This is a genomic window from uncultured Paraglaciecola sp. (assembly GCF_963977085.1).
Lineage (GTDB): Bacteria > Pseudomonadota > Gammaproteobacteria > Enterobacterales > Alteromonadaceae > Paraglaciecola.
On record NZ_CAXBNC010000006.1, the window covers coordinates 107,635 to 131,489 of the forward strand.

A 23,855-nucleotide genomic window follows, 5' to 3' on the forward strand; every position below is an offset into this window, starting at 1 on the left:
AGATTGCTATTTTTCTACGGATTCGAGTTTTTCTATTTCTTTCCAAATTACATCTGCTTCGGCGGTGAGCATTGAATAGGTTTTAATGTCGCCTTTACGCTGGGCCAACATGGCATCGGTGGATTTTTGATCGTAGCTTTTACGTAATTTTTTGACTGGGTCTGCTTTTAAAAAACCGAACATGTTATTCTCGTTAAGTCGTTATATGCTGTAATTAAATACTCATTGATTGAATAATTCGATCAGTTTGCTAGTAATTGAATATTTAGCATAGGTATAGGTTGCGCCAACATTTGACCTTTTACATAGTTGTCTTCTACTTTTTTGGCTTCACGGATTTGATGGATTTTTTTAACAATATGCATTCCCTTAGTTACACGCCCAAAAGCAGCAAAGCCTTGGCCGTCTGGATTACGCATTCCGCCAAAATCTAGAGAGGGTTGCGCACCGATACAGATAAAAAACTCAGACGTTGCTGTGTCTGGTGCCCCCCGCGCCATAGATAAAACACCGTCTAGATGTTTAATGCCCGTTTGTTTAGTGGTTTCGAGTGGAATGGCTGCAAAGTCGTCAAATTCACTATTGGCGCCACCTTGAATAACTTCAATTTTGGGTGAGCCATTATCATTGTCTAAACGCACTACTCGATAAAATTTGCCATTATTAAAAGCGCCTGCCTCAATATAACGAATAAAGTTAGCGACGGTTAGCGGCGCTTGATTTGAATAAAGCTCAATTTCAATACTGCCTAAAGGGGTCTGAATGACTGCTTGTTGCACATGCTCAGGCGTTGCACTGTTTTCTTCGGCTAACACAGATAAAGTAATTAGGCTTAACCCTAAGAAAAATGCCAAACTTTGAATATTATGAGTCACTGTCAATTTTATCATCTAGGTTTTCCCTTAATTTATTTACGTCACATTTTGTCAGACAACAATTATTAGGGATAGTGGATCTTGAATTTAATCTAGGGCTAATTTGACTCCCATTAAAAACTGCTCATAAGTATTGATTCTAGTGTTAAAGAGAGGCGCTTCTTGGTAAAATTTCAAGGTTATTTAACCCCCTGATTTAAGGAAGTCTATGCCTGGGTTACACCGCATAATTCTGATTAATTGTCACCTTCCCGGTTTTGTTGAACTTGATGTATCCGGTCACAGTAATATCTGTGGTACTAATGCGTCGGGTAAAACCACTTTACAACGTTTGATCCCAGTTTTTTATGGCGAGTTGCCCAGTAAAGTGGTGCCTAAAACCCGTAAAAAGTTTGATGATTTTTATTTGCCTCATGCTAATAGTTATCTGATTTATGAGTATCAAAGGGAAGACGGGCAGAATTGCCAAGTGGTATTAACTCGCAAAGGGAGTGATGGGGTTCAGTATCGCTTTGTAGAAGCGGCGTATCACCAAGAACAAATTTTGGTGGATACCGAGCAAGGTAACGTTCAAGCGATGTCGCCGGAACAGTGGATAAAACAGCTCAGGCAGCTAAGTATTGATTTTTCTCATAAAATTCAAGCGACCAGTGAATTCCGTAATATTATCCAAAATGATGTCAGTGTCGGTCGAGGCACAGGGCGTGAAAGTACAAAACTTAGGCAGTTAGCGAGTCGTTATAGTTTAGTATCTAGCCAACATCGTATCAGACATATGGAAAAGCTGGTCAGTGCGGTGCATGCCAAAGAAGGCAAGATGGACACTTTGCGCACTATGCTGGCGGCCATTTTTGAAGAAGATGGTTTAGTGCAGCCTACTACTACAGTGAAAAATACTAAAGCCCGTGAGTGGATCACCCAGATGCGTCAGACTATGCGTTTGCAGTCGATGCAGAATGACTATCAGAAAATTCAGGCGCAAACTGAAAAACTCAATATCATCGAAAATCAGTTGCTACAGCTTAAGCCTATATTGGAAAAAGACTTACAATCTTTGGCTACACAAAAGGCCGATGCCCAAGAACAGCGCAGTAAAATTAAAAGCCAACAAAGTACTGAAAAAGACTCCTTTGAACAGGCCGAAGGTTTATTGAATAGCCGCGTCAGTGAAACCGCTGAAAACCTTAAAGCTAAGTCTTCGCGATTAGATCATATTCAGCAGCAGTATGAGAAATATCAAGATTCTGATATTGAGCAACTCCAAAAAGATATGGACGCTTTGCCTCTGAAGCGCGAAGAGTATGAACAAAAGTTAGAGCAATATAATTTACTAATAGAGCAGCATAAAGACTTACAGAGTCAGCTTGAACAACAAAAGCTTAAATTGTCTGAGTCTTTAGAACGGTTATCCCGTAAAAATCAGGCTCAAGTCAAAAGCATAAGTCAGCAAAAAGAAACGCTTCGTCAAACTCATAGCGAAAAAGAAGTGGATTTACGTGGTCAGTTTGAACTGCGTAGAGAGCACCAAGCAAAAGAATTTGATCAACAATTATTAGAAGTAGAACGCAGCATAGTGCGTCAAGAACACCAAGCCAAACAAGCCGCGGCAACAGATCAAGAAATTGAAAACGGGGCACTGGCCGACAAACGTTTAGAACTTGCTCAGCGAGCATGGCAACAAAGTTCAGGCGCCAAGAAGGAAGCCGAAAATACCTATGAAACCCTTAGAAGTAAACGAGAACAAGCAGATAAAGTATTACACCAAGCAAGGCAAGCTGCGCGGCAAGCTAAAGAACGCTTGCAGCAACTACATAAACAACTTTCACCCGAACAAGATAGCTTAAGACAGTTTCTCCGTGAACATAAACCCGGCTGGGAACAGAGCATAGGTAAGCTCATCAATGAGCCATTGCTGAATAAAAAAGATTTATCTCCACAGATCGTTGCGGATATCAGTGAGGATGAAGCGAATAGCTTTTTGGGTGTGAAGTTAAATTTAGCCGCCATTGATGCCCCTGATTATGCCCAAGACGAAACCGCCTTAACCTTGTCTTTAGAGCAAGCTAAAAAACACTTAACTGCGGCTGAAAAACAACAAAAGCATGCTGAGTCTGAATTGGACGACTGTCATCGTGAGGCAGAGTTACAGCGAGAAATTGTAGCCGAAAAAAATCGCACCTTTGAACAGGCTGAACAAGAAGTGGCCTATGCCCAAAGCGCTAAACAGCGTTTTGCCGATGAGCTTAAAGCAGTGTTAGAAAAGCGTAAACAACAAGCTAAACTAGCCTTGCAGCAGTACCTAGATGAAAAACAACAAATTTTAGGGCAAAAACAAAACGCCATTGATGTATTAAAGTCAGATTTTGAAGAACAACTTTTAGAATTTAAGACAGGTTGGCAAGATGAGTTATCAATTTTAGATGAACAAATTGAAGAGTTAGAGCGTCAAGTCGATTATAAACGTCAACAAAACCGTGAACAGATTAAACAACTTGAAGATGCGTTTAATCAAGAATTAGCCAACAAAGACATTGATCCCAATACCTTAAGGGAGCTGAAACAGCAAACAGAAGCCTTAAAGAATCATCTTCAAGGTGTGACTTCGAGACGTGATGAACTAAACGAATATAAAACCTTTATACAAACCGATTGGTTGAAGCAACGTCCAGAACTACTAGAACAAGAAGCTGAATTAAAAGCACTGGCTCAGCAATTGGATCAGCAGCAAAGTACTTTGCGCAATCAATACCAAACTAAACGATCTGAATTATCTAAAGTGTTAGTGACCGTTGAAAAAAGTTTGTCAGGCTTTGCTTCTTTGATGACTGAAATTGAGCCTATGGTAAGGCAACTTAGTTCTATCGTATTTTCCTTTAAAACAGCAGAACAGCATGATGTTAACTTAGGGGATCAAGCTGAGCGCATCAATCGCTGTACTGAAGCCCTCGAAAGCCGCAGCCGAGGAGAGAAAAAGCTCAAAGAAGCACTAAACGAATTTGAAGGCACTTTAGGTAAAGATGCGGGTAAAGATTTCTTGGATACTATGACGCAAGCCTTTGGGGTATTAGATGAAGATGCCAATGTGCGCGAACGTTTGCCTATTTTGCAGCGACTATTGAGTATTTTAGAATCTCGACAGCGCCAAATTGTTGAACAAGGAGAAACCATAGGCGGAGATCTAAACAAGTTCTTCACTGTTTTTAGTGATATTAATCGCAAAATCGCTCAGCAAAGTAAACGTCTTACCGATGAAGTCTCTGATGATTTAACCTTAGACGGCATCGCTCGTTCTGAAGTGAAAATTATCTCTACAGTTGATGAGCTTAACTTTTGGGCGCCACTCAAACGTTTTGCCCAGCAATACAATAAGTGGAACACCTCTGACGATTTTCTGCCAAGTGAAACCTATTTAGATAATCTAGCCGATGTGGTTGAAGTATTACCCAATGATGCTAATTACAGCATTGAATCATTGTTGCGCTTGGAGTTACATCTTAATGAAGGCGGTTCGGACTTGGTGATTAAAAACGACAGGCAACTGCTGGAGTCCTCTAGTCACGGCATGGCTTATCTTATTTTGTGTAAATTTTTATTGGCCTTTACGCGTTTATTGCGTAACCAAGCAAATATCCATATCCATTGGCCTATTGACGAGATTGGCACCTTGGCCTATCACAATGTAGAAAAACTCTTTAAAGCCTGTGACACCAACCATATTCATATTTTGGGCGCATTCCCGAATCCAGAGTCAGATGTGTTGATGTTGTTTAAACATCGATATTTGATTGATAAACAGAAACAACATCTGGAAAAAATTGAACCTAAACTCAGCCGAATTGCTGAGCGTTTACAACAAAATCAAACCTCTAGCAACGAATCCTTGCAGGTGAACTCATGATAGAAAATGGTCCATTATTAGAACGTTTATTGGAAGGTGAGTATATTTGTTCAGTGACCGACGAACATAGCTTTCATAAGTTGCAAAATGACGAATTGGTAGATGACTTAAATCATTTTTTAAGGCCGTTAAACAGGCGTGTGGCCAAAAGTGATGATGGCTCGGTATATTTTCTGGCCTATTGTGATTTGACGCAAAACGCCCGTCAGCATCTTAGTCATCAATTTACCACTACAGTGCAATCTTTATTGCCTATGTTGGAATGGATGCAACTGGTACAAGAAGCTTTAGGCCGTGATGGCGCATTAAGCCTAGGCGATACCATTAAACTGCAAGACTTTGAGTCTAAAGTGGTAGATAACCAGTCGCTTATTCAGCGTTTAAGCCATCTTGCTAATGACAAGCTGTTTAAGTCCAGCAGTGACAAGCCGGATATGCAGATCAAACAAGTTTTTAAACGGATCAAAGAATTAGGGTATTTGCATCAACCCCATAAAGATCGTTTGTTTTATATAGTCACCGGTAAAGTGGAACAACTTATCGAGTTAGTTCGATTTATCAAAGATGAAGAAAACCTACCAATTGACGACGAGATCCCAGAACAAGAGGTAATGTTTTGAGTCAGTCGCCTAAACAAAAAAGTAGCGCGCAAAGTAACCCGCTATTTACTTTAGGCAAAGAGCGCTTAGAGTTAATAGGCAAACATGCTGATGCCTTGATGCAGGGCTATTTAGAAGGGCAAATCAACGAGTCTGCCTTTTCGCAACAAGGGTTACAAAAACTGCTGGATAGCCGAGTGTTGTTCTACCCTGATGAGCAGTCTTTAAGTTTGCGACCAATAGTTAACGAGCTGATTGCCAGCCTGACCCAAGATGAACGAAAACGTCAAATCAACTCAGACGTGGGCGAACACCTCGACCAAATTCACACTCGAGTGCAATCCTTACAAGCCGCCAGACAAAAAGGTGATTACGCCGCCACTGAGCATCACTTGCAGTTGTTAAATGAGCGTGTCAATGACATGACAGGGCAATTTGGTGATGCCATTGAAAGCCTTTGGCATAGACTCAATACCGAGTTTGGTTTTGTGAGTAGCTTGGATGACAAAATTTTAGAAATAGAATTAGCCCAAAGGCAACTGAGGCGGATACTCGACGGTTTTGGCATTATCAATTTTGACGATCTGATCCAACTAGCGGGCAGTGATGGTGCATTACGTAAGTTATTAGTGAGTCAACTACAGGCGCGCATTTCTGAGCATTCAGGCTCTTTGTTAGAAGTGCAAAAACGCCTAGTATTGTTGATGTCCCGCTTCCGTCAACAACAAGATAAAGCCTTATTAATTAATCGTATGAGCGCTTTTTTACGTCAACATCCTAATTTCCAAGTGGGTGACTACCCCAATCGTAGCCAAGTACCTGCGGTAATCAACCAAGCTCACAGCATCCACGCTCAAGCCTTTATTGCTTTAGACAGACCCCAAGATAGTTATACCTTAGCCGAACTTGCCCGCGCCGTGCCTAGAGAGCCAGAACACAACATTAAGTCGCAGCAGCAAACGGAAGGTTTTACAATGGCGCTACAAAACTTAGTCGCCACTGAACAAAAACAGCTCGCCAAAGATGTAGAGGATTTTTTTATTCGGGTGATAGAAAGCCCCCAAGCGTTAAGCGGAGTGGACTATTTGACTGAGCATGAACTACCTTGGGAGCCAGAAATGTGGCTATTTCAAATTGTGGCGGAATATCAAGGTTTGCCAGAGCAGAACAAACATAGTTTTATGCTAGAAAAAGACAGCTCCCCTAAAAGCCGATTTAATCAGTTACATATTATTCAAGATGTCACTGTTGGTATGCGTTTCTTTGGTGATTTTCAGGCTGCAGGATAAGACTGTGATGAGGGCAGTTTGAGTGTAAAGGCTAAGATACTGTTAACACAGCAACATGATATGTTGATGCACGATGACACAGCCTACACAACAAAAGTAGCAACAGTTAAAGATATTATAAAGTGGTGTGAACATGAAGATATCAAGCCTGGTAAATGGTTAGTTGCCAGTAAGAAATATCGTTTCAGCCGTGAAGCTATCAACAAAATTCGAGATGCTTATCTGGTTGTTATGGCAAAAGATATTTTTGCGGATTTTTCTGAAGATACTCACCAAAGTGCTTCCTTTAAAAGTGCCGATGAGAAACAAGGAAAAATCAAACCCACTGACCATCTTATTTTGGTAGCACTCAACAATAATGCCTGCTTTGATGGATTTCAGCAGGCGTTTTACAAAAGCGGTCAAGTCAATGTTGAGCTCGATTTAGGTGAGTTGGATTTTACTGGCTATGATTCATTGGTCATAATTGAAAACCGTGACAGCTTTAATGATTGGCATTTATTCCAAACACAAATAGCTTGTGAATTAGGAACAGTATTAGCAATTTACCGTGGCGACAGTCACTATTCAGTAGCTGCGACTAAGTTGCTCAAGCATTGGCGACTTAGTCGTCATGAACGTCCGGTTATTTACTTCGGTGATTTTGATTTAGCTGGTTTGCGAATAGCCGTATCAAGTCAATGTAGCCACCTATTGTTACCACCTCTCAACTGGTTAAAGACTAATCTTATTTCTCAACATTACCCAGAAGAGCAACAAAAATTTTTAGGGGGGGGCAGCAAGACTGCCCCGAAGTTTGGCAGCCTTTATTGCAACTCATGGTTACCGAAAGAGCAGGTTTGAGACAACAAAAAATGCTTGAAACTCCTTTGACCCTGCAACCTTCCCATTTATAACGCTTTTCTGACAGCACATACAAAAAAGCCAATGTTTTGCATTGGCTTTTAACAGTTTAATAGTGAACGACAGTCGGCTAGGGGAGGGCTTTCATTGCTTGATTAAATTTATCTTGTCCTTTTACCACCCAAGACGGGGTAGCTTCGCCTGTCCCTGCATGGATCAGTGAATCATGACGCTCTACTACCTCACACAAAACGTCAAATTGATTGTTATCTACATCCACAAAAAATATGTGTTTACCTTGTTTCAATAATGCTTGAAAACGCTTGAATTGATAGTTGGGTATTTGAATACCAACTAAGCCACCTTCCCAAGCGCAAAAACCTAAAACGATTAGTGCTAAAAATCCAGAAGGAAGCCACCCTGCTGCGGTAGTATGCCATTGCATAGCGTAGGTAAGTCCTAAAATAAAGGCTGCGCCCACCATACCTACTACTGCGCCAAGTTGGGTAGAGCGCACCACATCTTGCTTGAGGACTGCTTCAATGGCATGTAAGTGATGTTTTTCCACTTCTGCGTCATTTTCGCTTAAAACATGAAGTTGTGGTGCACTGATACCATTTTGTTCCAGTTCTCGTTCAACAGCTTCGAGGTCATTTAAATCGTCACTTAAATAATAATGTCTTTGCATGTGTATTTTCTCCTGACGCGTTAATTTTGGTTGAAATTTAACCGCTATCAAGAGTATAGCATTGTTGCAGGAATGTTAACTTTTATGAGGGGAGACAAAAGAAAGGCAAAAATAGATATCAGCCATTCAAAAAATTGGAGCCTAAACCGTACGTATTAATAAAAAACAATAGTGTCTAGAAAGTATAATTAAGGCCAACAGTTAAGCGTTTATCACTACCGTCACGCTCTAAAGTATCCGACTGCCTGTCTAATAATCTAAGACCAATGCTTAACTTTAATTGTTGTGCGAGATCTCTTGTAAAGTTTAAGCTGGTAGTGATTATAGTATCTGCCTCTTCCACTTCACTGTATTGATTTTCTGTTAAAGTGGAGGCAAAGCTAATATTGGTTTTTCGGCCCAAAGCGTAATTGAAATTAAAGCCAAGACTACGATTAGTGTTTATTCGCTCAGACTCCAAGTATTCGGTTTGGCTGTAATTGGCATTAATTGATATTTTGACTCTGCGTTTGTCATAACCAATAGTGGCGGAACCTGTTTTCCGAAATAACACTTCTTCAGTGATGTCAGTGTCAATTTCGTAAGTTGCTCTAAATTCTTCACCGGCTTGCAACTGGTAATCCACACTAGGAGGTTGGAAACAATCTGTCAATTCAGTAGAGCCAAATTCACATACAAAAATGCCAGTTATATTAGTGGAAGAAGCGCCAAGACGAGAATAAGTGGTGACATCCTCTGAATAGGAAATAGACGTCCTTAGGGATTTCAGTGAATGCCTAAAATCGAATTTATATGAATCACCAGAAAAACGTTTACCGTATTCAAAATTAAGTGCGGTTCTAGATGTAAAAGCCCAAGCAAGGTCTAAGCCTACAAACTTGGTTTTTTCATCGCTTTCTTCTAGCTGATTATAGGTTAGAGATATATTCCGTTCATTACTCGGACTCCACTTTAAACCGGCACCATAACTGCTGGTGTCAATATTAGTGCGATTTGCAATTTCTGTATTGCCAGAATCGTATTCTTCCAAGCTTCCTGTGACTAAAAAATCCAGTTTATTAACAATAGGAAAGCCTATGTTGCCTTGCACTCTAGTGGACTTAAAGTTTTGTGAATTGGTACGACTTGTGTCGTTATACTGCCCAGAAATATCAAAATTCACTGCTCTGACATTTTTACCCTGATAAAGCCTAGCGACAACCCCTACATTATCATTGTCTAACCCTGAAACACTTTCCTGAGAGAGATCCGTTTTGGTTTTTGAATAGTTACCCTGTAAAGAAAACCCTAAATATAGAGGATTTGGGCTAGCAAAACTCAGCTGAGCACTATTACTACTGGTTTTGGTTAAACCTTCTGAGGCTAACACTTGATCGCTAAAATAATTTTGTTGTTGACTGACATTTCGATAACTTTGGGTGCCATTTAGTGTCAATAACAAAACATTTTCAATAAATGATAAAGTGCTCGAATACCTTAGGTCGGTATAATTCTGAGTATCATTGCTAGTGTCAGTGTCAGTGTCAGTGTCAGTGTCAGTAATGATGCCAGTGCTGCTGTCGGTGTTTTTTTTGATTATTGAATGATTTGCAGATAAAGATGCCTTTAAACGTTTACTTGAGTAACTACCTACAACAGAAGGCTTAACAAGGATGGAGTCACTTTGTGTGGCTTCTTCATCCCCAATTTGTGTTTCGTAGATATACCCAGTGGCGTTTACTGTCGTCTTAATATCAATCTCTTGGCAAAAAACACCTAGTGGCATACTCGCCATTAGCAAAGCGAAAAACTTAGGTAGGGGGTTATATTGGGCCAATTGATTTTGTATGTAAAAAGGCCGCAATAACACTAATTTCTTCCTCCATAATAATAACCATAGCCACCACCTTCCAAATTAACCTGTTCTGTTTTATTGACTACAAAACCTATGGCCATTTCTGGGTTTAAATGTTTAACGGCATTCTCAACATCGAATAACTTAGTTTTAAATTCTTCTGTTACAACTAAAGCCTGCCCGGCCAAATTGGCTAAAATTGCAGTCTCGTTTATACCTAAAAGTGGCGGGGTATCCACAATAACAATTCGGTCTGGGTAGCGATTCGCAAATTCTTCCACAGCGTCAAACATTCTTTCACTGGCCAAAAGCTCGGCCGATAAATGGTGAGACTTACCTGCTGAAATAATACGTAGGTTATCCAAGTTGGTTCTACACATGACTTCGGCAATGTTTTCTTTGTCTCCTAGCAGATATTCCATCAGCCCTTGTTCGTTCTTTAACTCCAATGTACGCATTATGTTGGGGCGCAGTACATCAGCGTCCACTAGCAATACTGTTTTATCTTGTTCTAAGGCAATGCTTAATGCCAAATTAATGGCTGTAAAGGTTTTACCTTCACCTTGACGCGAACTAGTGACCATAATCACATTGCTGTTATTCAAGGATTTAGAAAGAGGACCAAAAGCGTTATCTAATAATTTACGCTTTATGACACGATATTCTTCGTTGATGATCTGCCGATCTGAGTTGGTAGATACAAAACCTTTTTTAGCCAGCATATCTAAATCTATGTCGATTTTAGTATTGGAGACTATGCCATCACTTTTGATTGACTTTGCGCGAATTGCATTAGAGCTGCCAAATTCTTTAGCTTGTATTTTTTCAATAGAACTATCAGTTGGTTCTGGCTCACCAGTCGTTTGCGGCTTGGATATCTGTGCTTTGCTCTGAGCTTCCGCTTCTTGCTGCTGTTTTTGCAGTGCTTTTTCTATAGAGTTCAAGAGAATATCCTCGCATAAATATTAATCTGCATCATTTCCGCAGCCATAAGCACAGCATACATTCCAACAATAATACTGGAAGAGAGTAGAAATACTAATAACCTAGTACGCTTCACCTTTAAAATGTGAGCTTTGTTTAAGTGACTCACTGCCCCCAATACAGGATAAGAAGTCAGCGCCGTCAATTGACTCGCCTTTATTAATACCGGACTAAGCTGACTAATCAAAAAGGCAAGGCCTAAACCTGCCGCAAAACCTAATGCTAGTACTGCAGTATAATCCAAAGGTCTATTAGGAAAAGCTGCATTTTTCGGCGTTCTGGGGGCATCGAGCACTCGAAATTGCACACTTTCTGAGGAGACATCTGCCTTGCGAGCTAATTCAGAGGACTCTCTTCTGTTGAGTAGCCCTTCATATTTTCGTTTAGTAATATTATAGTCTCTGTCTAGTGCTGTTCGTTCGGCTTCAGCCTGGGGGACAAAATCTATCTTTTCCTTTAATGCATCCATTTTTGTTGAGTAATTTTGTTCTCTTACTCGCAAAGAGGCCAACTGCCCTTCGAGTCTGCCTATTTCTAGTGTTAACTCATTGGCAATAGAGCCAATTTTATCTGGTATAACAGCATTGTCTTTGGCTAGATATTCGTCTATTTCTTGTTTTCTTGCCGCAGTTAATGAATCAAGTAAATTATTAGTTTCTATCACTGTTGGGTGCAATTCGGTGTATTTAAGCATCAATTGGTCTAGGGTTTCTTCCAAGTTTTTGATGCGATTGTCATAACGTGTGGTCAGTGAGGATGGACCTTCAGCAGCTCGAACAGAAGAATCCGAAGAATCCGAAACTTGGGATTTACTGGCACTGACTTGTTTAGTAAGAGAAGCGATTTGCTGTTCCGTTTCTTTTATCGTCAGTCTAGTTTGTTCTAACTGCCCTTGTAGCCTTGAATAATTACTATAAAAGGAGCCTTGATTGGGTAACAGGGTGTTATATTTCCTTTTATAGTTTACCAGTCTTTGTTCTGCATTAAGCAATCTCGTTTCATATTCATTAATTTGTTCGTCAATAAATTGGTTGGCTGAATCAGATTCCTTTCTATTACTGCCTTTGGTTCCTTCTACAAACAAATCAAGGGTTTCTTGAACTACAGTTCTCGCCATCTCAGGGTTTCTATGGGTATAGGAAATGGTATATAGATTGTCTCTTCCCGCCTTTCTAAGTCGAATAGATCTTGATAGAGATGTGATTAGATTGTCATATTGGTCTTCGTTAGTAGTAGTAATGTCAAGGTCCGAGTTTCGCGCGATGATTTCTAAATTTGGTCGCGTTAACAGTGTCCGCACCATCATGGACACTTCTTCCTGGGGATTACTCTGTAAGGCAAGCCCTCGTAGCATAGGGGCTAAAACCGAGCGAGTATCAACATACACCCTTGCTGATGACTGATATACATCGGGTTTAGAGGCAACATAGCCAAAACCAATGGGGCATATCAGCCAAGTGCAAATCATAATATAGCGTTTTTTTACCCATACACCCTTGATGTAACTAATGATTAATTCAAGGGTTTTTTGAAGATCTTGCATCTAAATATCCATTTAATTACTAACGACTAAAACCATGCTTCTGGGATTATAATGATATCACCGGGAAGCATATCAATGTTTTCTTCTATTTCTCCGTTTTTGATTAAATCATCGATGCGTATTTCGAAAGTCTTTTGTACACCTGACACCATCCTTATTAGTTTAGCATCATTACCCGATGCGTATTCAGTCAAACCACCCACGGCAATCATCAGATCTAACAAGGTCATGGTTTCAGTGTAATTGACTGCACTAGGGTTGGTGGCTTCACCTATTACTCTTACTTGTTCGTACAATGGCCCTTGAAAGCCTCGTACACTCACGGTGACTCTGGGGTTGTTGATATATTTGGATAATTCTTCTTCTATATGTCTGGCAAGCATAGTAGGTGTTTTACCTGATACGACTATGTCTTCCACAAGCGAGGTAGTTACCATGCCATCTGGGCGAACAACAAAAGTGCCAGAAATATCTGGATTTCGCCACACAAATATTGACACACTGTCCCCTGGCCCTATTAAATATTTATAATCCTCAACAGAAGTGGTATTCGACGAATAGTTTGTTGCACTCGGTAATTTACCGGAATTATTAGCACAACCTACTGTGGTTAAAATTATAAAAAAGATCAAATTTGACCATGCTATTTTGCTAGTCTTCATGTAAATTACCATCCCATAATATTTGCACCCATGGTCGCAATGTATCAAGTTTTTGGCAAGCTAGACAACTATAATATGATGATTAAATTGAAAAAAATGGATGATAGTTATGTTAATTCATATCTATTCTTAATAATTTCGTCACACAGGGTGTTAATTAATGAGCTTTGGTAATCGCAAGGAGATACGTCGTTCAAATATAATGATGCTTCTTGAAGCAATCATCATCTGTTATGTGGGTTACTTAGCTTCGGTTCTGGTGAAGTATTTTTTTGGTGCCTCTTTTATTGCTGTACCCCTCTCTGACTTCGCTTCTCAAGTAGGGCTTTTTACCCTTTTGGTGGTGCTTTCCGCTTTATCAGTGGGTTTATATGAAACAAAACTTCGAGAGACCTTTAGGGGCGTCATTCGAAGAATTTTTGTGAGTGTTGCCATTAGTTATTTTGTGATGGAAGTGATCACTAACACTGTTCTCACCAATATTGAGGTAAGCCAATATTACTTACCCACCTACGCAGGCGTGACTATTATTGCGCTGGTTGTTTTTCGGTATTTTATTAACCGTTTAGGGATCCTTGGCCTAGGACAGTCAAAAATCATAGTGATTGGGGCGGGTGAACGCGCCTCAATTATAGAAAAGCGCATGCGCAGGGAAGTAGACAGATTTGGTTTTGAGTTACTCGGTTTTATTCCTATCCCTGGTGATAATAGGGAAGAAGGGATTCAAAACGAAAAACTTATCCATGTGAAAATTGATGAAAACTTCAGAAATTTTATTGCAGATAATGATATCGATGAAGTAGTGATTGCTTGTGATCAAAGGCGCGGCACTTTGCCAGTCGAAATTCTTTTCGACTGCAGGCTCAGAGGTGTGGGGGTCACAGACCTGCTTGACTTTATGGAACGAGAAACAGGGCAAATTGTAGTGAACCTGATGTACCCAAGTTGGGTGATTTATTCGAATGGTTTTAATTCACAAAACTATCTACGTGATGCACTCGATTACTCAATGAATTGTTTAATGGCAACAATAGTATTGCTGCTTGCCTGGCCTTTTATGCTGTTGACCGCGATTGTCATCTTTTTCGAAGACGTCAATCTCAAGAATGCCTCGGTATTTTATAAGCAAGAAAGAGTTGGATTAAATGGGCGGCTTTTTAATATTATTAAATTTCGAAGTATGCGCGTTGATGCTGAAAAAGACGGGGCTAAATGGGCCACTGCCAACGATTCTAGGGTGACTAAAGTCGGGCATTTTATTCGTAAATTCAGAATTGATGAATTGCCACAACTCTTGAATATCTTTAGGGGAGAGATGTCCTTTATTGGCCCTCGTCCCGAGCGACCACAATTTGTAGAGCAACTGATCCGAGAAATTCCCTATTACAACCAGCGGCACAATGTGAAACCTGGCTTAGCAGGTTGGGCGCAACTTAATTATCCTTACGGGGCAAGTGTCGAAGACTCAATGGAAAAACTAAAATTTGACTTGTATTATGTGAAGCATCAAAGCTTAATGTTAGACATACTGATTCTCATAAGAACAGTCGAAGTTGTGTTATTTGGTAAAGGGAGATAACTATTGCCTAATTCTGTGCTGAATGCCATGACAGTAGACGTGGAAGATTTTTTTCACGTTTCGGCTTTTGAATCCATAATTGACCCTTCACAATGGAAAGAATATCAACCCAGAGTCGATGCTAACACCCGAAGATTACTCGACTTGTTTGCGAAACATAATGTGAAATCCACATTTTTTGTCTTAGGTTGGGTGGCTGAACGTTATCCTGAGCTGATCTCTGAAATTCATCGCCAAGGGCATGAAGTCGCCAGCCATGGATACGCTCATCGCCGAGCAACAGAGCAGAACCGTGATGAATTTTTTGAAGATGTAAAACGCTCCAAAGATCACCTCGAAAACCTTTTAGGAGAGCGAATTACTGGGTATCGAGCCCCTAGTTTTTCTATTGGTTATGACAATGAATGGGCTTTTGAAGTCTTAGCTGAATTAGATTTTGGGTATAGCTCTAGTACCTATCCGGTTAAACATGACCTATATGGTACCCCCGATTGGCCGCGATTTGCCTATAAACGTAAAGAAGGCATAGTTGAAATTCCTATTCCTACACTTAAGTTGTTAGGTAAACAAACCCCAATTGGTGGAGGTGGCTATTTTCGGCTTTATCCCTATGCATTGAATAAGTTTTTACTGTCTAGATACTTAGAAAAGGAACAGCAACCTTACTCATTTTATTTTCACCCTTGGGAAATCGATGATCAACAACCTCGTCTTAGTCATGCCCCATTAAAGTCTAAGTTTCGACATTATGTGAATCTAGACAAAACTTACGGCAAATTACAGCGACTTTTGACTGATTTTTCATGGGGCACTATGAAAAATGTATACAACATCCCCTCGAAATAGAAGGCGTTATAGTGAAGGATTACACCACAGATAACACAAAAGAAACCAACATCCTCAGTGTAAAGTCAGTGTTACTCTGTCTGTTACTGATTGTGGCAGCTTGGGTTTTAGTCTTTTGGCAGGGAGTGAAAACAGCTGTTGATATCTGGATTATCTCTGAGATTTTTAACCACTGTTTGTTTGTGCTGCCTGGCGTTTTATATCTGATTTATTTAAAACGGGCTGAACTCGATGTCGTAGATGTGAAACCAAATTATTTTGTATTGGTTTTGTGTGTTGGTAGTTTATTTCTTTATGCCATTGGCCTTGCTGGTGATGTGCAACTCTTTATGCATGTGGCAACCTTTACTTTTTTACCCCTAAGTATTTGGGCCTTTATTGGTAATCGCTTGGCCTACAAAATTCTTTTTCCTTTGGCTTTTATCCTTTTTTGTATACCTATCGGGGAAGAGTTAATTCCTGCTTTGCAAGAAGTGACCACCGACTTATCTATGGTCATGCTTGGTTGGAGTGGCATACCAGTCTATAGAAGTGGCCTGTATATTGAAATTCCCCAAGGGCAATTTCTAGTAGCCGAGGCCTGCTCTGGCATAAGCTTTTTTATTGCTTCTATTGTGATTGGTTCTTTGTATGCTTACCTTAATATGCAATCTGCAAAACGGCGGATTGTATTTATGGGGATATCGATACTTTTTCCTATTATCGCCAATGCTATTCGAGTATTCGGTATCATTCTAACTGGCTACCTTACCGATATGGAACACGCCGTTGGCGCAGACCATTTGATTTACGGATGGGTATTTTTCTCGCTGGTTATAGTATGTTTGTTGGGTATAGGCGAACTTATAAGAGAAAAACAATTGACCGCTAATGCCAGTGAAAGTGAATCTAGGTCAACGGCAGTCTTTAATGTAAAAACTTGCTATCGGTCATCTATCAGTATCGTTGCCCTAATGTTAGTATTTTTTGTTTGGTTTAATTCAATTAGTACGCAATTAACTGTACCGGCGACCGAACATAATCTAAGTGACTCTTTAGAAGCGGAACAACAAGCATCCAATGCTCACAATAACAATGCTTGGAAACCAGAATTTAATCAACCTTATCAAGAGTTTCAATTTGTCAGACAATTGAATAATGTACCCGTAGATATTTACATGGTGTGGTACCCCAAAGGGCAAGGTGAGTTAATTAGTTCACTCAATAGACTTTATCCCGAGAAAGCTTGGACCCTAGAGTCAAAGAGTTCGTACATGTTAAATGATGGCCAAAACATGGGGTTGTCTACTATTGTCAATCCTCGAGGTAAACGCCTATTGAGTTATTGGTACGTAGTTGACGGCAAGATGTTTACCAACAACAGAATGGCCAAATTATATGAAATTTATAGAATTTTAATAGGCAGTTATGTCGGCAGCGGTTTAGTGGCAATATCACAAGTCACAAGCAATACCACTGAATCACAGGACTTAATATCATTTGCCAAATTAACTCAAGATGCTCTGTCTGAGTTGAATCAAAATTTTATTTTTGAATAATCAGATTTAAGCCATGGAACCCAATAAATGTTTTGCTCCATGGATAAATGCTATTTTGGTGTTGCTACAAACGAAAGAATGGCGCGGTAAACATAGATTTTATCTGTGGTTAGCTAAAGATTTCGGCAATAAGGTCATAACGCATAACATCGATAATAGGCCTTTTAGTGTGCCCGTGGGTGAATGGTGTTTTTGGTTAGAGAAAGGACCAGAAAACTATTACTTAAAGGAGTTTTTGCCTTTTTGTGATGTCTTAAACCAATTAAACGCACCTTTCACCCTGTTTGACTTAGGGGCTGATATTGGGACTGTTTCATCCTTAGTGGCAGTGCACTGTGAAAATCTGAAGAATGTGGTGGCATTTGAACCCAATCCTAAATCTTTTGAGGTGCTAACATTCAATCTTGATAATCTTAAGCAGCCAGTTCAGTGTGTTAAATCCGCCGTATCTAACTTTGACGGCTTTGCTACTTTTCATGCTGATCCAGAGCGATTAAATGATCATGAAGGTTATATAGACAATAGCGGAGAAGGCGATACAGTCGTGACTTCTCTGGATAATTGGCAGGCTAAACAAAATCTTACAGATGATTTTTTGCTGCAGGACAGCTTAGCTTTAAAAATTGATGTGGAAGGCCAAGAAATCCAGTTAATAGAGGGGGCGAAAACGTTAATAGAAAGTGCTCAGAAAGTCATCATATTAATAGAAGTGCACCCAGAAGTGCTGGCTAGAACCCAGCACACAGCAGACGATTTATTTGCATCCGCCGAAAAATATCGTGAATTTGATTGGATCGTGCCACTTTATGACAACACAGCAATTGATCGCCAACTAAGTTTGTTTGAACAAGTACCAATAGGGCAATACGATATTATTGGTATTTCTCGTTAACTGGGCATTTCAAAACCTTTACAGGTGCTGGATTATGCGTCTCTTTATAAATAACTTTGTGTAGTAAAAGTAAATTTAGGTAAACAATGAATAATAAAGTATTAGTGCTAACTGAAAACTTTCCTCCTATTTCTGGAGGAAGTGGCCGCTGGTTCTGGGAGCTTTATTCGCGTTTGCCTAAAGAGCAATACTTAATTTTGGCCGATGATGTGAAGGGAGCTGCAGAGTTCGATAACACCCACCAGTTAAATATTCTTCGGATGCCCCTTAAATCTGCCGAATGGGGCTTAAAGAGCTTTAAAGGCATTAAGTTTTACTGGCGACTCATCTGGAAAATCAGAGAAATAATCAAGCAGCAACACATCACCCATATTCATTGTGGTCGGGTTATCCATGAGGGGGTGACGGCATGGTTACTCAAGTTGTTAACTGGCACGCCTTATTTGTGTTATGTGCACGGTGAAGACGTAGAAACAGCGGCCACAAGTGGCGAACATAACCTTATGGTTAAGCAAGTATGTAAACATGCCGAACGACTAATTTGTAACAGCCAGAATAGCGGTAATATTGTAAAACGTTTGAAATACGCCAAAGATGACAAAATAGAAGTATTACATCCTGGGGTGGATGCGTCTTTATTTGTGCCTAAAGCAGAAGATAAAGATTTTAAACAGCAAATGGGCTGGCAAGATCGTAAGGTTATTATTACTGTAGGTAGGCTGCAAGAGCGTAAAGGGCAAGACAAGATGATCCGCGCCACCGTTATGTTAAAAGATCAATTTCCAGAAGTACTCTACGCCATTATCGGAAGAGGCGACCGTTTAGAAAGTCTAAAGGCTTTAGCGGCAGAGTTAGGTGTTCTTGACCATGTACAATTTTTAACTGAAGTCACCGACCCACAAATGATCCAATGTTATCAACAAAGTGATGTGTTTATTTTACCTAACCGCACTATTGGTAATGATATTGAGGGTTTTGGCATGGTGTTGGTAGAAGCGCAAGCTTGTGGCAAACCTGTTATTGCTGGTGATTCTGGTGGCACTAAAGAAACCATGCTTATCAATGAAAGTGGTTTTGTGATCGACTGCACCGATGCAGAGTTAATATCAAGCACCGTTGCTAAGCTTTTAGCCGACCCTGCGAAAACTGTGCAAATGGGTAAGGTTGGCCGACAACATGTTGAGTCTGAACTGGATTGGCAGGCCCATGTGCAAAAGGCCAGCCTACTGTTTAACCAGTGATAGCGGCAAAAGGATTATTAGCCAGCGCTGCTTTTTCTAGTGGCGCTAAATTTTTAAGTCGCCTTATTGGGCTTATCAGCACCCTTATTTTAGCGCGAATACTTACACCTACCGATTTTGCGATGATCGCCATTATTGCCATTGTGCTGCACCTATTTGATATTTTGTCCCATACAGGTTCAGAGCAATATATAGTGCAAAAGTCAGAAGTGTTGGCTGATGACTTAAATACCGCTTGGACGCTAGACATAGTATTAAAGTCCTTGATGTGTTTATTATTGATTGTACTTGCCCCCTTTATTGCTGATTTTTTTGAGCAAGCCCATCTTAGATTAGCCATGCAGGTTGCTTCGATCACCCTCATTATTAATGCCCTTAAAAATCCTGGCTTGTTGTTATTAAAAAGAGACCTTGATTATAAAAGGGTTTTTTACCTGTCTTTAGTGCAAAAAATTGCTAGTTTTATCACCGTCATCGGCATCGCACTGACTTGGCAGAGCTATTGGGCGTTTGTGATTGCCGATTTAGTGGGGGCCGCAGTTTTTACCTTAGGTGCCTATAAAATTCAGCCATTTCGCCCCGCTTTTAGTTTACTTAAAGTCAGTGAGCAGTGGTTATTTTCTAAATGGCTGTTAGGCAAAAGTATTATAGGTTATTTACGTTCGCAGATAGATACAGTGCTTGTGGCGAAATTTTTTAGTGCCACACAATTAGGTAACTATCATATGGCCCGAGATGTGGCTATGTTACCTGGTTACAACATAATAGGACCGGCTATAGAGCCACTTTTAGCCGACTTTAAAGACCATAAACAAGACCCTATCAAACTAGGTGGCAGAATCAGTAAAGTGTTATGTATAGTGTCTTTTATTGTGGTGCCTATCACTACTTATATGGCATTTTACCCAGCGCTGATTATTGATGTATTACTTGGCTCTCAATGGGTAATTGCAGGTGAAATCCTTGGAGTCATGTCGTTGTTGTTTTTCTATTATTGCTTTTTGCTTGTCATCGAAAGTGCGTTAACAGCTGTGGGTAAAGTCAAAGCCATCTTTATGTTTGATACAGCCAGTTTGCTGTTGATAGTGGTTACTTTATTGGCTTATTTGCAGATGTATGATGATCTTACTAATTTGTTATGGTTACGGGTCTCTATTGGCGTGGTTTCAACCTTAGTGATTGGCATTGCTTTGCATGTGATTGTGCCACTAAAGTGGATGCAAATTGCTGGCGCTTTGATTTTAGCAGTTGCACTGTCAGCTATAGCTATCACCCTAACAGATTGGTTAACTACACAAGTTGAACTAGGGAAAATTACGCTGTTTTTATTAACAGGAGTATTATTTTGTGGTGCTTACGCCTCTATGCTGGTTATTTTGGTACCACGGATAATGGGCACAACAGTTAGCAATTTATTGGCAGAGTATCGCCAAGTTAAAGGCGATCAATAAGATACTCGAGATTTTGTTTTAGCTTACTAAATACGTTGGCTTGATTATTACCTGACAATTCTGCCTGACCACCATCTCTGGAAACAATGGATTTATTGGTCACATTATCTTTGATGGCCACGTTTTTAGTGGCCGTAAAACGGTACTCTATGGCATTAGGGTAGTTGCCCTCTATTACGATTTTGTTGTTAATAATATCAATATTAGGACTGGCCTCTAATATGATGCCTACGTCAGTAAATTGATGTGACGTATTGGTATTAAAAATACTGTTATTAGCGATTAAACCGCCAACGGTTTGATTGTTTATGTCATCACCTAAGCCAAACCCTATGCCACGGTCACAGTTCTCAATAGTGTTGTTGAGCACAGTAATATTGGCACTTTTTCGCCAAAAATGAATGGCGTGTTCCGCTACATGCTGAGAAGGGCTGGCGATATTTCTAAAAGTATTGCCCACTATTGTCCAATTTCGTGAACTATGGGCATCGATACCGCCAATATAAAACTGCGGACCAATGCCCGCGGTATATTCGAATACACAGTTTTTTATACTGCCATTGTCTGCAAATGTTTTGCTAGAAGGCGAAGAAGACACTTTCAACAGTTGTTCGTAGGAATCACGCAAAACACAATTACTCAGACTAAAGTTATCGGCGTTTTTTTCGGCCCGCACTTGAATTAAATGATTAGCAGATTGTTGTAAAGTGAAACCAGACAAACTGATGTGTGCGCCACTGACATCAAAGAGAATTTCTGCAGAGGGGCTTTTTTTCATACCTTGGCCTGACAATACAACTAGACTCGGATCACCCGATAGGGATGTTAAGTTGATATGTGATCCCGAAAAACTTAACCTTTGCTTGATATTATAATGGCCGTTTGCCAGCACAATACGGGTAGCTCCCTTTGATTGGTTAGCTTGGTGAACTGCCTTGTAAAGCTGCGCTTCATTATTAACGTTAATAATTTGCAAAGTAGGCGCCGCTGCAACTAAACCTGAAGCCAAACAATAAAAAAGTATTAGGCCAATAATTTTATTTTGGTGATGACTCATAAGTTAGTCCAATCTACTTTTGATCACTTTTGCAGGATTACCGGCAATAATGGATTGGGCCGGCATATCATTGATTACCACTGAACCTGCACCCACAATGCAGCCATCACCAATATTAGCCATGATCATGGCACCATTTCCTAACCAGCAGTTTTCACCAATGGATATTTTTTCAAAATGCCCACCTTGGTCTTTTATGGGTTGCTCTAGATCGTCAAAATTATGCTGACCTTTGCCACTCATCACATTTACACCGCTGCCTAACAGGGTATTTTTACCTATACTACAGCGGCCAATATTACATTGGGCACCTAGGTAGACGCCTTCTGCTATTTCAGTGTCTGCTTGTGAAAATAGCACCAAAAAAGAAACAACGGCATCAGGACTACAATGAGTTAACACAAATCGGTAAAAACCTGCCCGCAGATACACACCTAATTTACCCGGCATTAAACTTAACAACTGACTATAACTGCTGAGCACCGCGTCTTTTTTTAGCATTGAAGCAAACACAAAATACACTATGGTTATGGGCGCCATAAGTAGCGCACATAAAATAAAGAGTAGTCGTTTTATGACTTTTTTCATTGCTTATCCTTTGTGCCAAGCAAGTTAACTAATGGCTGCAATTGACCTTGCCAAGAATAATGAGATTGAATCAGTTGCAAAGCACTTTGGCCGATAGATTGTGAAAGTTCGGGTTGTGAAATGAGTCGATTTGCCTGTGATACAAATTCTTCAGGGGTGGCAGCAATTACTATATCTTGGCCGGTTTGGCACAAAATGCCCTCTGCACCCATTGGAGTAGATATAACAGGTAAGGCACAAGCAAAGGCCTGTAATACTTTGTTTTGTACCCCTCGGGCTAATCTGAAAGGTGCAACAAAAATGTCAGCTTGGTGGTAATAGGGCAAAATGTCCTCTACAAAGCCAGTGACCTCAATACTTTTATCTTGTGCAAGTTGTTTAATGTCAGCGCTAGGGTTCATGCCTGCAATGATAAATCTTGCGTTAGGATGTTCACCGATGATTGATGGCCAACAGCTATTTACAAACCAAATAACGGCATCTTCGTTGGGTTTGTAATCCATAACACCGGTAAACAGAAACACTGGGGCAGGGTTAGGCTGTTTTACTTTAGGTGGATAAAAGACCGAAGTGTCGAGACCATTTCCCATGACATGGACTTTATCGCTTTTTATGACTTTCTGATTAAATAGCGTGACTTCGGCCTGCGCAATTAGATAACTCGCATCAAATTCTTTAACTATTTGTCTTTCGTAATGAGCTAAAAGTCTTTGTTCTCTGGCGTACACCCAACTCATAGGGAATCTACTACTTTGCTGGTATTGCCCCCACTTGTCAGAATCCACATCCATAAAGTCCATGATCAGCAATGGCTTAGCGTCTAGCCTATTAAGTACCGTACTGTTAAAAACGTATTCAGCCATTGAAGAGGCGCTACATATTATTGCATCCACATTATTGACTGATAAAAACTGATCAAATTGTTGTTGCAAGGATTTATCATAAAAATTGGCCACACTCATGGATTGACCTTTAATGAGTCCAATGGACAAACGTATCGCTTTGTTTTGAAGAGGCGTTGCAGTAACCGATTGGCATAAAGATTCACCTAAAGCCGCAAAATACGCTAACTCTGCTGGGTCCTCATAGGGTGAAAACAGATGTATCTGGTGACCAAGTTCACTCAAATGTTGGATTTGGTGAAAAGTGCGAATTTTTTCACCCTTATTCGGAGGGAAAGGTACCCGGTGAGAAAGTATCAGTATATTCACAGTATTAGTGACCCAAGCCCCTGATCTAAATATAAAAAAATAGAATCATAACATATCGGATTTTTATATTTCGGTACAGTAATAACAATACCGAATTAAAAAGGTTGATTATTAACCGACTGTTTTTGACTCAAGTACGCGAAAAGACTAAAATCCATGAGCATTTTATCTTATAAAATACCCTTGATTCGACATGAAGCTAATAAGTTGTTGGGTTATAAACAGTCATTCAGGATG

At 40.1% G+C, this 23,855-nt stretch carries 20 protein-coding genes; 10 read left to right on the forward strand and 10 right to left on the reverse strand.

Annotated elements, in window-relative coordinates:
* Window positions 1-6 precede the first annotated feature (6 nt).
* Together AAC000_RS09235 and AAC000_RS09240 are read right to left on the reverse strand one after the other, a co-directional pair.
* A complete protein-coding gene (locus AAC000_RS09235) occupies window positions 7-183 on the reverse strand; it encodes a DUF6435 family protein (RefSeq protein ID WP_339722045.1) in 177 nt (58 codons plus the stop codon).
* A 59-nt stretch (window positions 184-242) separates the two neighbouring features.
* Window positions 243-890 (reverse strand): peptidylprolyl isomerase, encoded by a 648-nt coding sequence (locus AAC000_RS09240; RefSeq protein ID WP_339722047.1) that lies wholly within the window; start codon window positions 888-890, stop codon window positions 243-245.
* 193 nt (window positions 891-1,083) lie between these two features.
* Here AAC000_RS09240 and AAC000_RS09245 point away from each other — a divergent pair, with 193 nt between their 5' ends.
* The 4 genes from AAC000_RS09245 to AAC000_RS09260 are packed head-to-tail and all read left to right on the forward strand — an operon-like array spanning window position 1,084 to window position 7,504.
* Window positions 1,084-4,773 carry an ATP-binding protein gene (locus AAC000_RS09245; protein WP_339722048.1) on the forward strand — a complete coding sequence of 1,230 codons (3,690 nt, stop codon included), beginning with the start codon at window positions 1,084-1,086 and terminating at the stop codon, window positions 4,771-4,773.
* On the forward strand, window positions 4,770-5,393 hold the full coding sequence (locus AAC000_RS09250) for a hypothetical protein (protein WP_339722049.1): 624 nt from the start codon (window positions 4,770-4,772) through the stop codon (window positions 5,391-5,393). Before AAC000_RS09245 ends, AAC000_RS09250 begins: the two co-directional genes overlap by 4 nt.
* Window positions 5,390-6,661, forward strand: coding sequence for a hypothetical protein (locus AAC000_RS09255; RefSeq protein WP_339722051.1), 1,272 nt, complete (start codon window positions 5,390-5,392; stop codon window positions 6,659-6,661). The genes AAC000_RS09250 and AAC000_RS09255 overlap by 4 nt, the downstream gene beginning before the upstream one ends.
* 18 nt (window positions 6,662-6,679) lie before the next feature.
* Window positions 6,680-7,504: a hypothetical protein gene (locus AAC000_RS09260; RefSeq protein WP_339722053.1), complete on the forward strand. Its 825-nt coding sequence runs from the start codon at window positions 6,680-6,682 to the stop codon at window positions 7,502-7,504.
* 130 nt (window positions 7,505-7,634) lie between these two features.
* Here the strand turns inward: AAC000_RS09260 and AAC000_RS09265 are convergent, their stop codons facing one another.
* The 5 genes from AAC000_RS09265 to AAC000_RS09285 form a co-directional block, all read right to left on the reverse strand.
* On the reverse strand, window positions 7,635-8,192 hold the full coding sequence (locus tag AAC000_RS09265) for an NAD/FAD-utilizing enzyme (protein ID WP_339722055.1): 558 nt from the start codon (window positions 8,190-8,192) through the stop codon (window positions 7,635-7,637).
* Between the two features lie 175 nt (window positions 8,193-8,367).
* The gene (locus AAC000_RS09270; RefSeq protein ID WP_339722057.1) at window positions 8,368-9,957 is read right to left on the reverse strand and encodes a TIGR03016 family PEP-CTERM system-associated outer membrane protein; all 1,590 of its coding nucleotides are present in this window, start codon (window positions 9,955-9,957) and stop codon (window positions 8,368-8,370) included.
* Window positions 9,958-10,040: 83 nt separating this feature from the next.
* On the reverse strand, window positions 10,041-10,970 hold the full coding sequence (locus AAC000_RS09275) for an XrtA-associated tyrosine autokinase (protein WP_339722058.1): 930 nt from the start codon (window positions 10,968-10,970) through the stop codon (window positions 10,041-10,043).
* Window positions 10,967-12,553, reverse strand: a complete 1,587-nt coding sequence (locus tag AAC000_RS09280; RefSeq protein ID WP_339722060.1) for an XrtA system polysaccharide chain length determinant — start codon at window positions 12,551-12,553, stop codon at window positions 10,967-10,969. Before AAC000_RS09280 ends, AAC000_RS09275 begins: the two co-directional genes overlap by 4 nt.
* Before the next feature lie 26 nt (window positions 12,554-12,579).
* A complete protein-coding gene (locus tag AAC000_RS09285) occupies window positions 12,580-13,215 on the reverse strand; it encodes an XrtA/PEP-CTERM system exopolysaccharide export protein (RefSeq protein WP_339722061.1) in 636 nt (211 codons plus the stop codon).
* A 160-nt stretch (window positions 13,216-13,375) separates the two neighbouring features.
* Here AAC000_RS09285 and AAC000_RS09290 point away from each other — a divergent pair, with 160 nt between their 5' ends.
* The 6 genes from AAC000_RS09290 (at window position 13,376) to AAC000_RS09315 (ending at window position 20,762) form a co-directional block, all read left to right on the forward strand.
* The gene (locus tag AAC000_RS09290) at window positions 13,376-14,794 is read left to right on the forward strand and encodes a TIGR03013 family XrtA/PEP-CTERM system glycosyltransferase (RefSeq protein WP_339722062.1); all 1,419 of its coding nucleotides are present in this window, start codon (window positions 13,376-13,378) and stop codon (window positions 14,792-14,794) included.
* A gap of 3 nt (window positions 14,795-14,797) precedes the next feature.
* Window positions 14,798-15,640, forward strand: coding sequence for an XrtA system polysaccharide deacetylase (locus AAC000_RS09295; protein WP_339722064.1), 843 nt, complete (start codon window positions 14,798-14,800; stop codon window positions 15,638-15,640).
* A gap of 11 nt (window positions 15,641-15,651) precedes the next feature.
* Window positions 15,652-17,178 (forward strand): exosortase A, encoded by a 1,527-nt coding sequence (gene xrtA / locus AAC000_RS09300; RefSeq protein ID WP_339722066.1) that lies wholly within the window; start codon window positions 15,652-15,654, stop codon window positions 17,176-17,178.
* A gap of 13 nt (window positions 17,179-17,191) precedes the next feature.
* On the forward strand, window positions 17,192-18,070 hold the full coding sequence (locus tag AAC000_RS09305) for an FkbM family methyltransferase (RefSeq protein ID WP_339722068.1): 879 nt from the start codon (window positions 17,192-17,194) through the stop codon (window positions 18,068-18,070).
* A gap of 86 nt (window positions 18,071-18,156) precedes the next feature.
* Window positions 18,157-19,311: a glycosyltransferase family 4 protein gene (locus AAC000_RS09310; RefSeq protein ID WP_339722069.1), complete on the forward strand. Its 1,155-nt coding sequence runs from the start codon at window positions 18,157-18,159 to the stop codon at window positions 19,309-19,311.
* Window positions 19,308-20,762 (forward strand): oligosaccharide flippase family protein, encoded by a 1,455-nt coding sequence (locus tag AAC000_RS09315; protein ID WP_339722071.1) that lies wholly within the window; start codon window positions 19,308-19,310, stop codon window positions 20,760-20,762. Before AAC000_RS09310 ends, AAC000_RS09315 begins: the two co-directional genes overlap by 4 nt.
* On the opposite strand, the gene AAC000_RS09320 is transcribed toward AAC000_RS09315, so the two are convergent.
* The 3 genes from AAC000_RS09320 to AAC000_RS09330 are packed head-to-tail and all read right to left on the reverse strand — an operon-like array spanning window position 20,746 to window position 23,618.
* Complete coding sequence (locus tag AAC000_RS09320; RefSeq protein WP_339722073.1) at window positions 20,746-21,819, reverse strand: right-handed parallel beta-helix repeat-containing protein; 1,074 nt, start codon at window positions 21,817-21,819, stop codon at window positions 20,746-20,748. The two genes, AAC000_RS09315 and AAC000_RS09320, sit on opposite strands and share 17 nt — an antisense overlap.
* Window positions 21,820-21,822: 3 nt before the next feature.
* A complete protein-coding gene (locus AAC000_RS09325) occupies window positions 21,823-22,407 on the reverse strand; it encodes an acyltransferase (protein ID WP_339722075.1) in 585 nt (194 codons plus the stop codon).
* Complete coding sequence (locus AAC000_RS09330; RefSeq protein ID WP_339722077.1) at window positions 22,404-23,618, reverse strand: TIGR03087 family PEP-CTERM/XrtA system glycosyltransferase; 1,215 nt, start codon at window positions 23,616-23,618, stop codon at window positions 22,404-22,406. The genes AAC000_RS09325 and AAC000_RS09330 overlap by 4 nt, the downstream gene beginning before the upstream one ends.
* Between the last annotated feature and the right edge of the window lie 237 nt (window positions 23,619-23,855).

Coding starts and splice junctions, on each gene's coding strand:
- AAC000_RS09270 (WP_339722057.1), bottom strand. CDS start 9,957: ATGCCACTAGGTGTTTTTTGCCAAGAGATTGATATTAAGACGACAGTA.
- AAC000_RS09325 (WP_339722075.1), bottom strand. CDS start 22,407: ATGAAAAAAGTCATAAAACGACTACTCTTTATTTTATGTGCGCTACTT.
- AAC000_RS09290 (WP_339722062.1), top strand. CDS start 13,376: ATGAGCTTTGGTAATCGCAAGGAGATACGTCGTTCAAATATAATGATG.
- AAC000_RS09240 (WP_339722047.1), bottom strand. CDS start 890: ATGATAAAATTGACAGTGACTCATAATATTCAAAGTTTGGCATTTTTC.
- AAC000_RS09250 (WP_339722049.1), top strand. CDS start 4,770: ATGATAGAAAATGGTCCATTATTAGAACGTTTATTGGAAGGTGAGTAT.
- AAC000_RS09280 (WP_339722060.1), bottom strand. CDS start 12,553: ATGCAAGATCTTCAAAAAACCCTTGAATTAATCATTAGTTACATCAAG.
- AAC000_RS09265 (WP_339722055.1), bottom strand. CDS start 8,192: ATGCAAAGACATTATTATTTAAGTGACGATTTAAATGACCTCGAAGCT.
- AAC000_RS09305 (WP_339722068.1), top strand. CDS start 17,192: ATGGAACCCAATAAATGTTTTGCTCCATGGATAAATGCTATTTTGGTG.
- AAC000_RS09320 (WP_339722073.1), bottom strand. CDS start 21,819: ATGAGTCATCACCAAAATAAAATTATTGGCCTAATACTTTTTTATTGT.
- AAC000_RS09310 (WP_339722069.1), top strand. CDS start 18,157: ATGAATAATAAAGTATTAGTGCTAACTGAAAACTTTCCTCCTATTTCT.
- AAC000_RS09245 (WP_339722048.1), top strand. CDS start 1,084: ATGCCTGGGTTACACCGCATAATTCTGATTAATTGTCACCTTCCCGGT.
- AAC000_RS09285 (WP_339722061.1), bottom strand. CDS start 13,215: ATGAAGACTAGCAAAATAGCATGGTCAAATTTGATCTTTTTTATAATT.
- AAC000_RS09235 (WP_339722045.1), bottom strand. CDS start 183: ATGTTCGGTTTTTTAAAAGCAGACCCAGTCAAAAAATTACGTAAAAGC.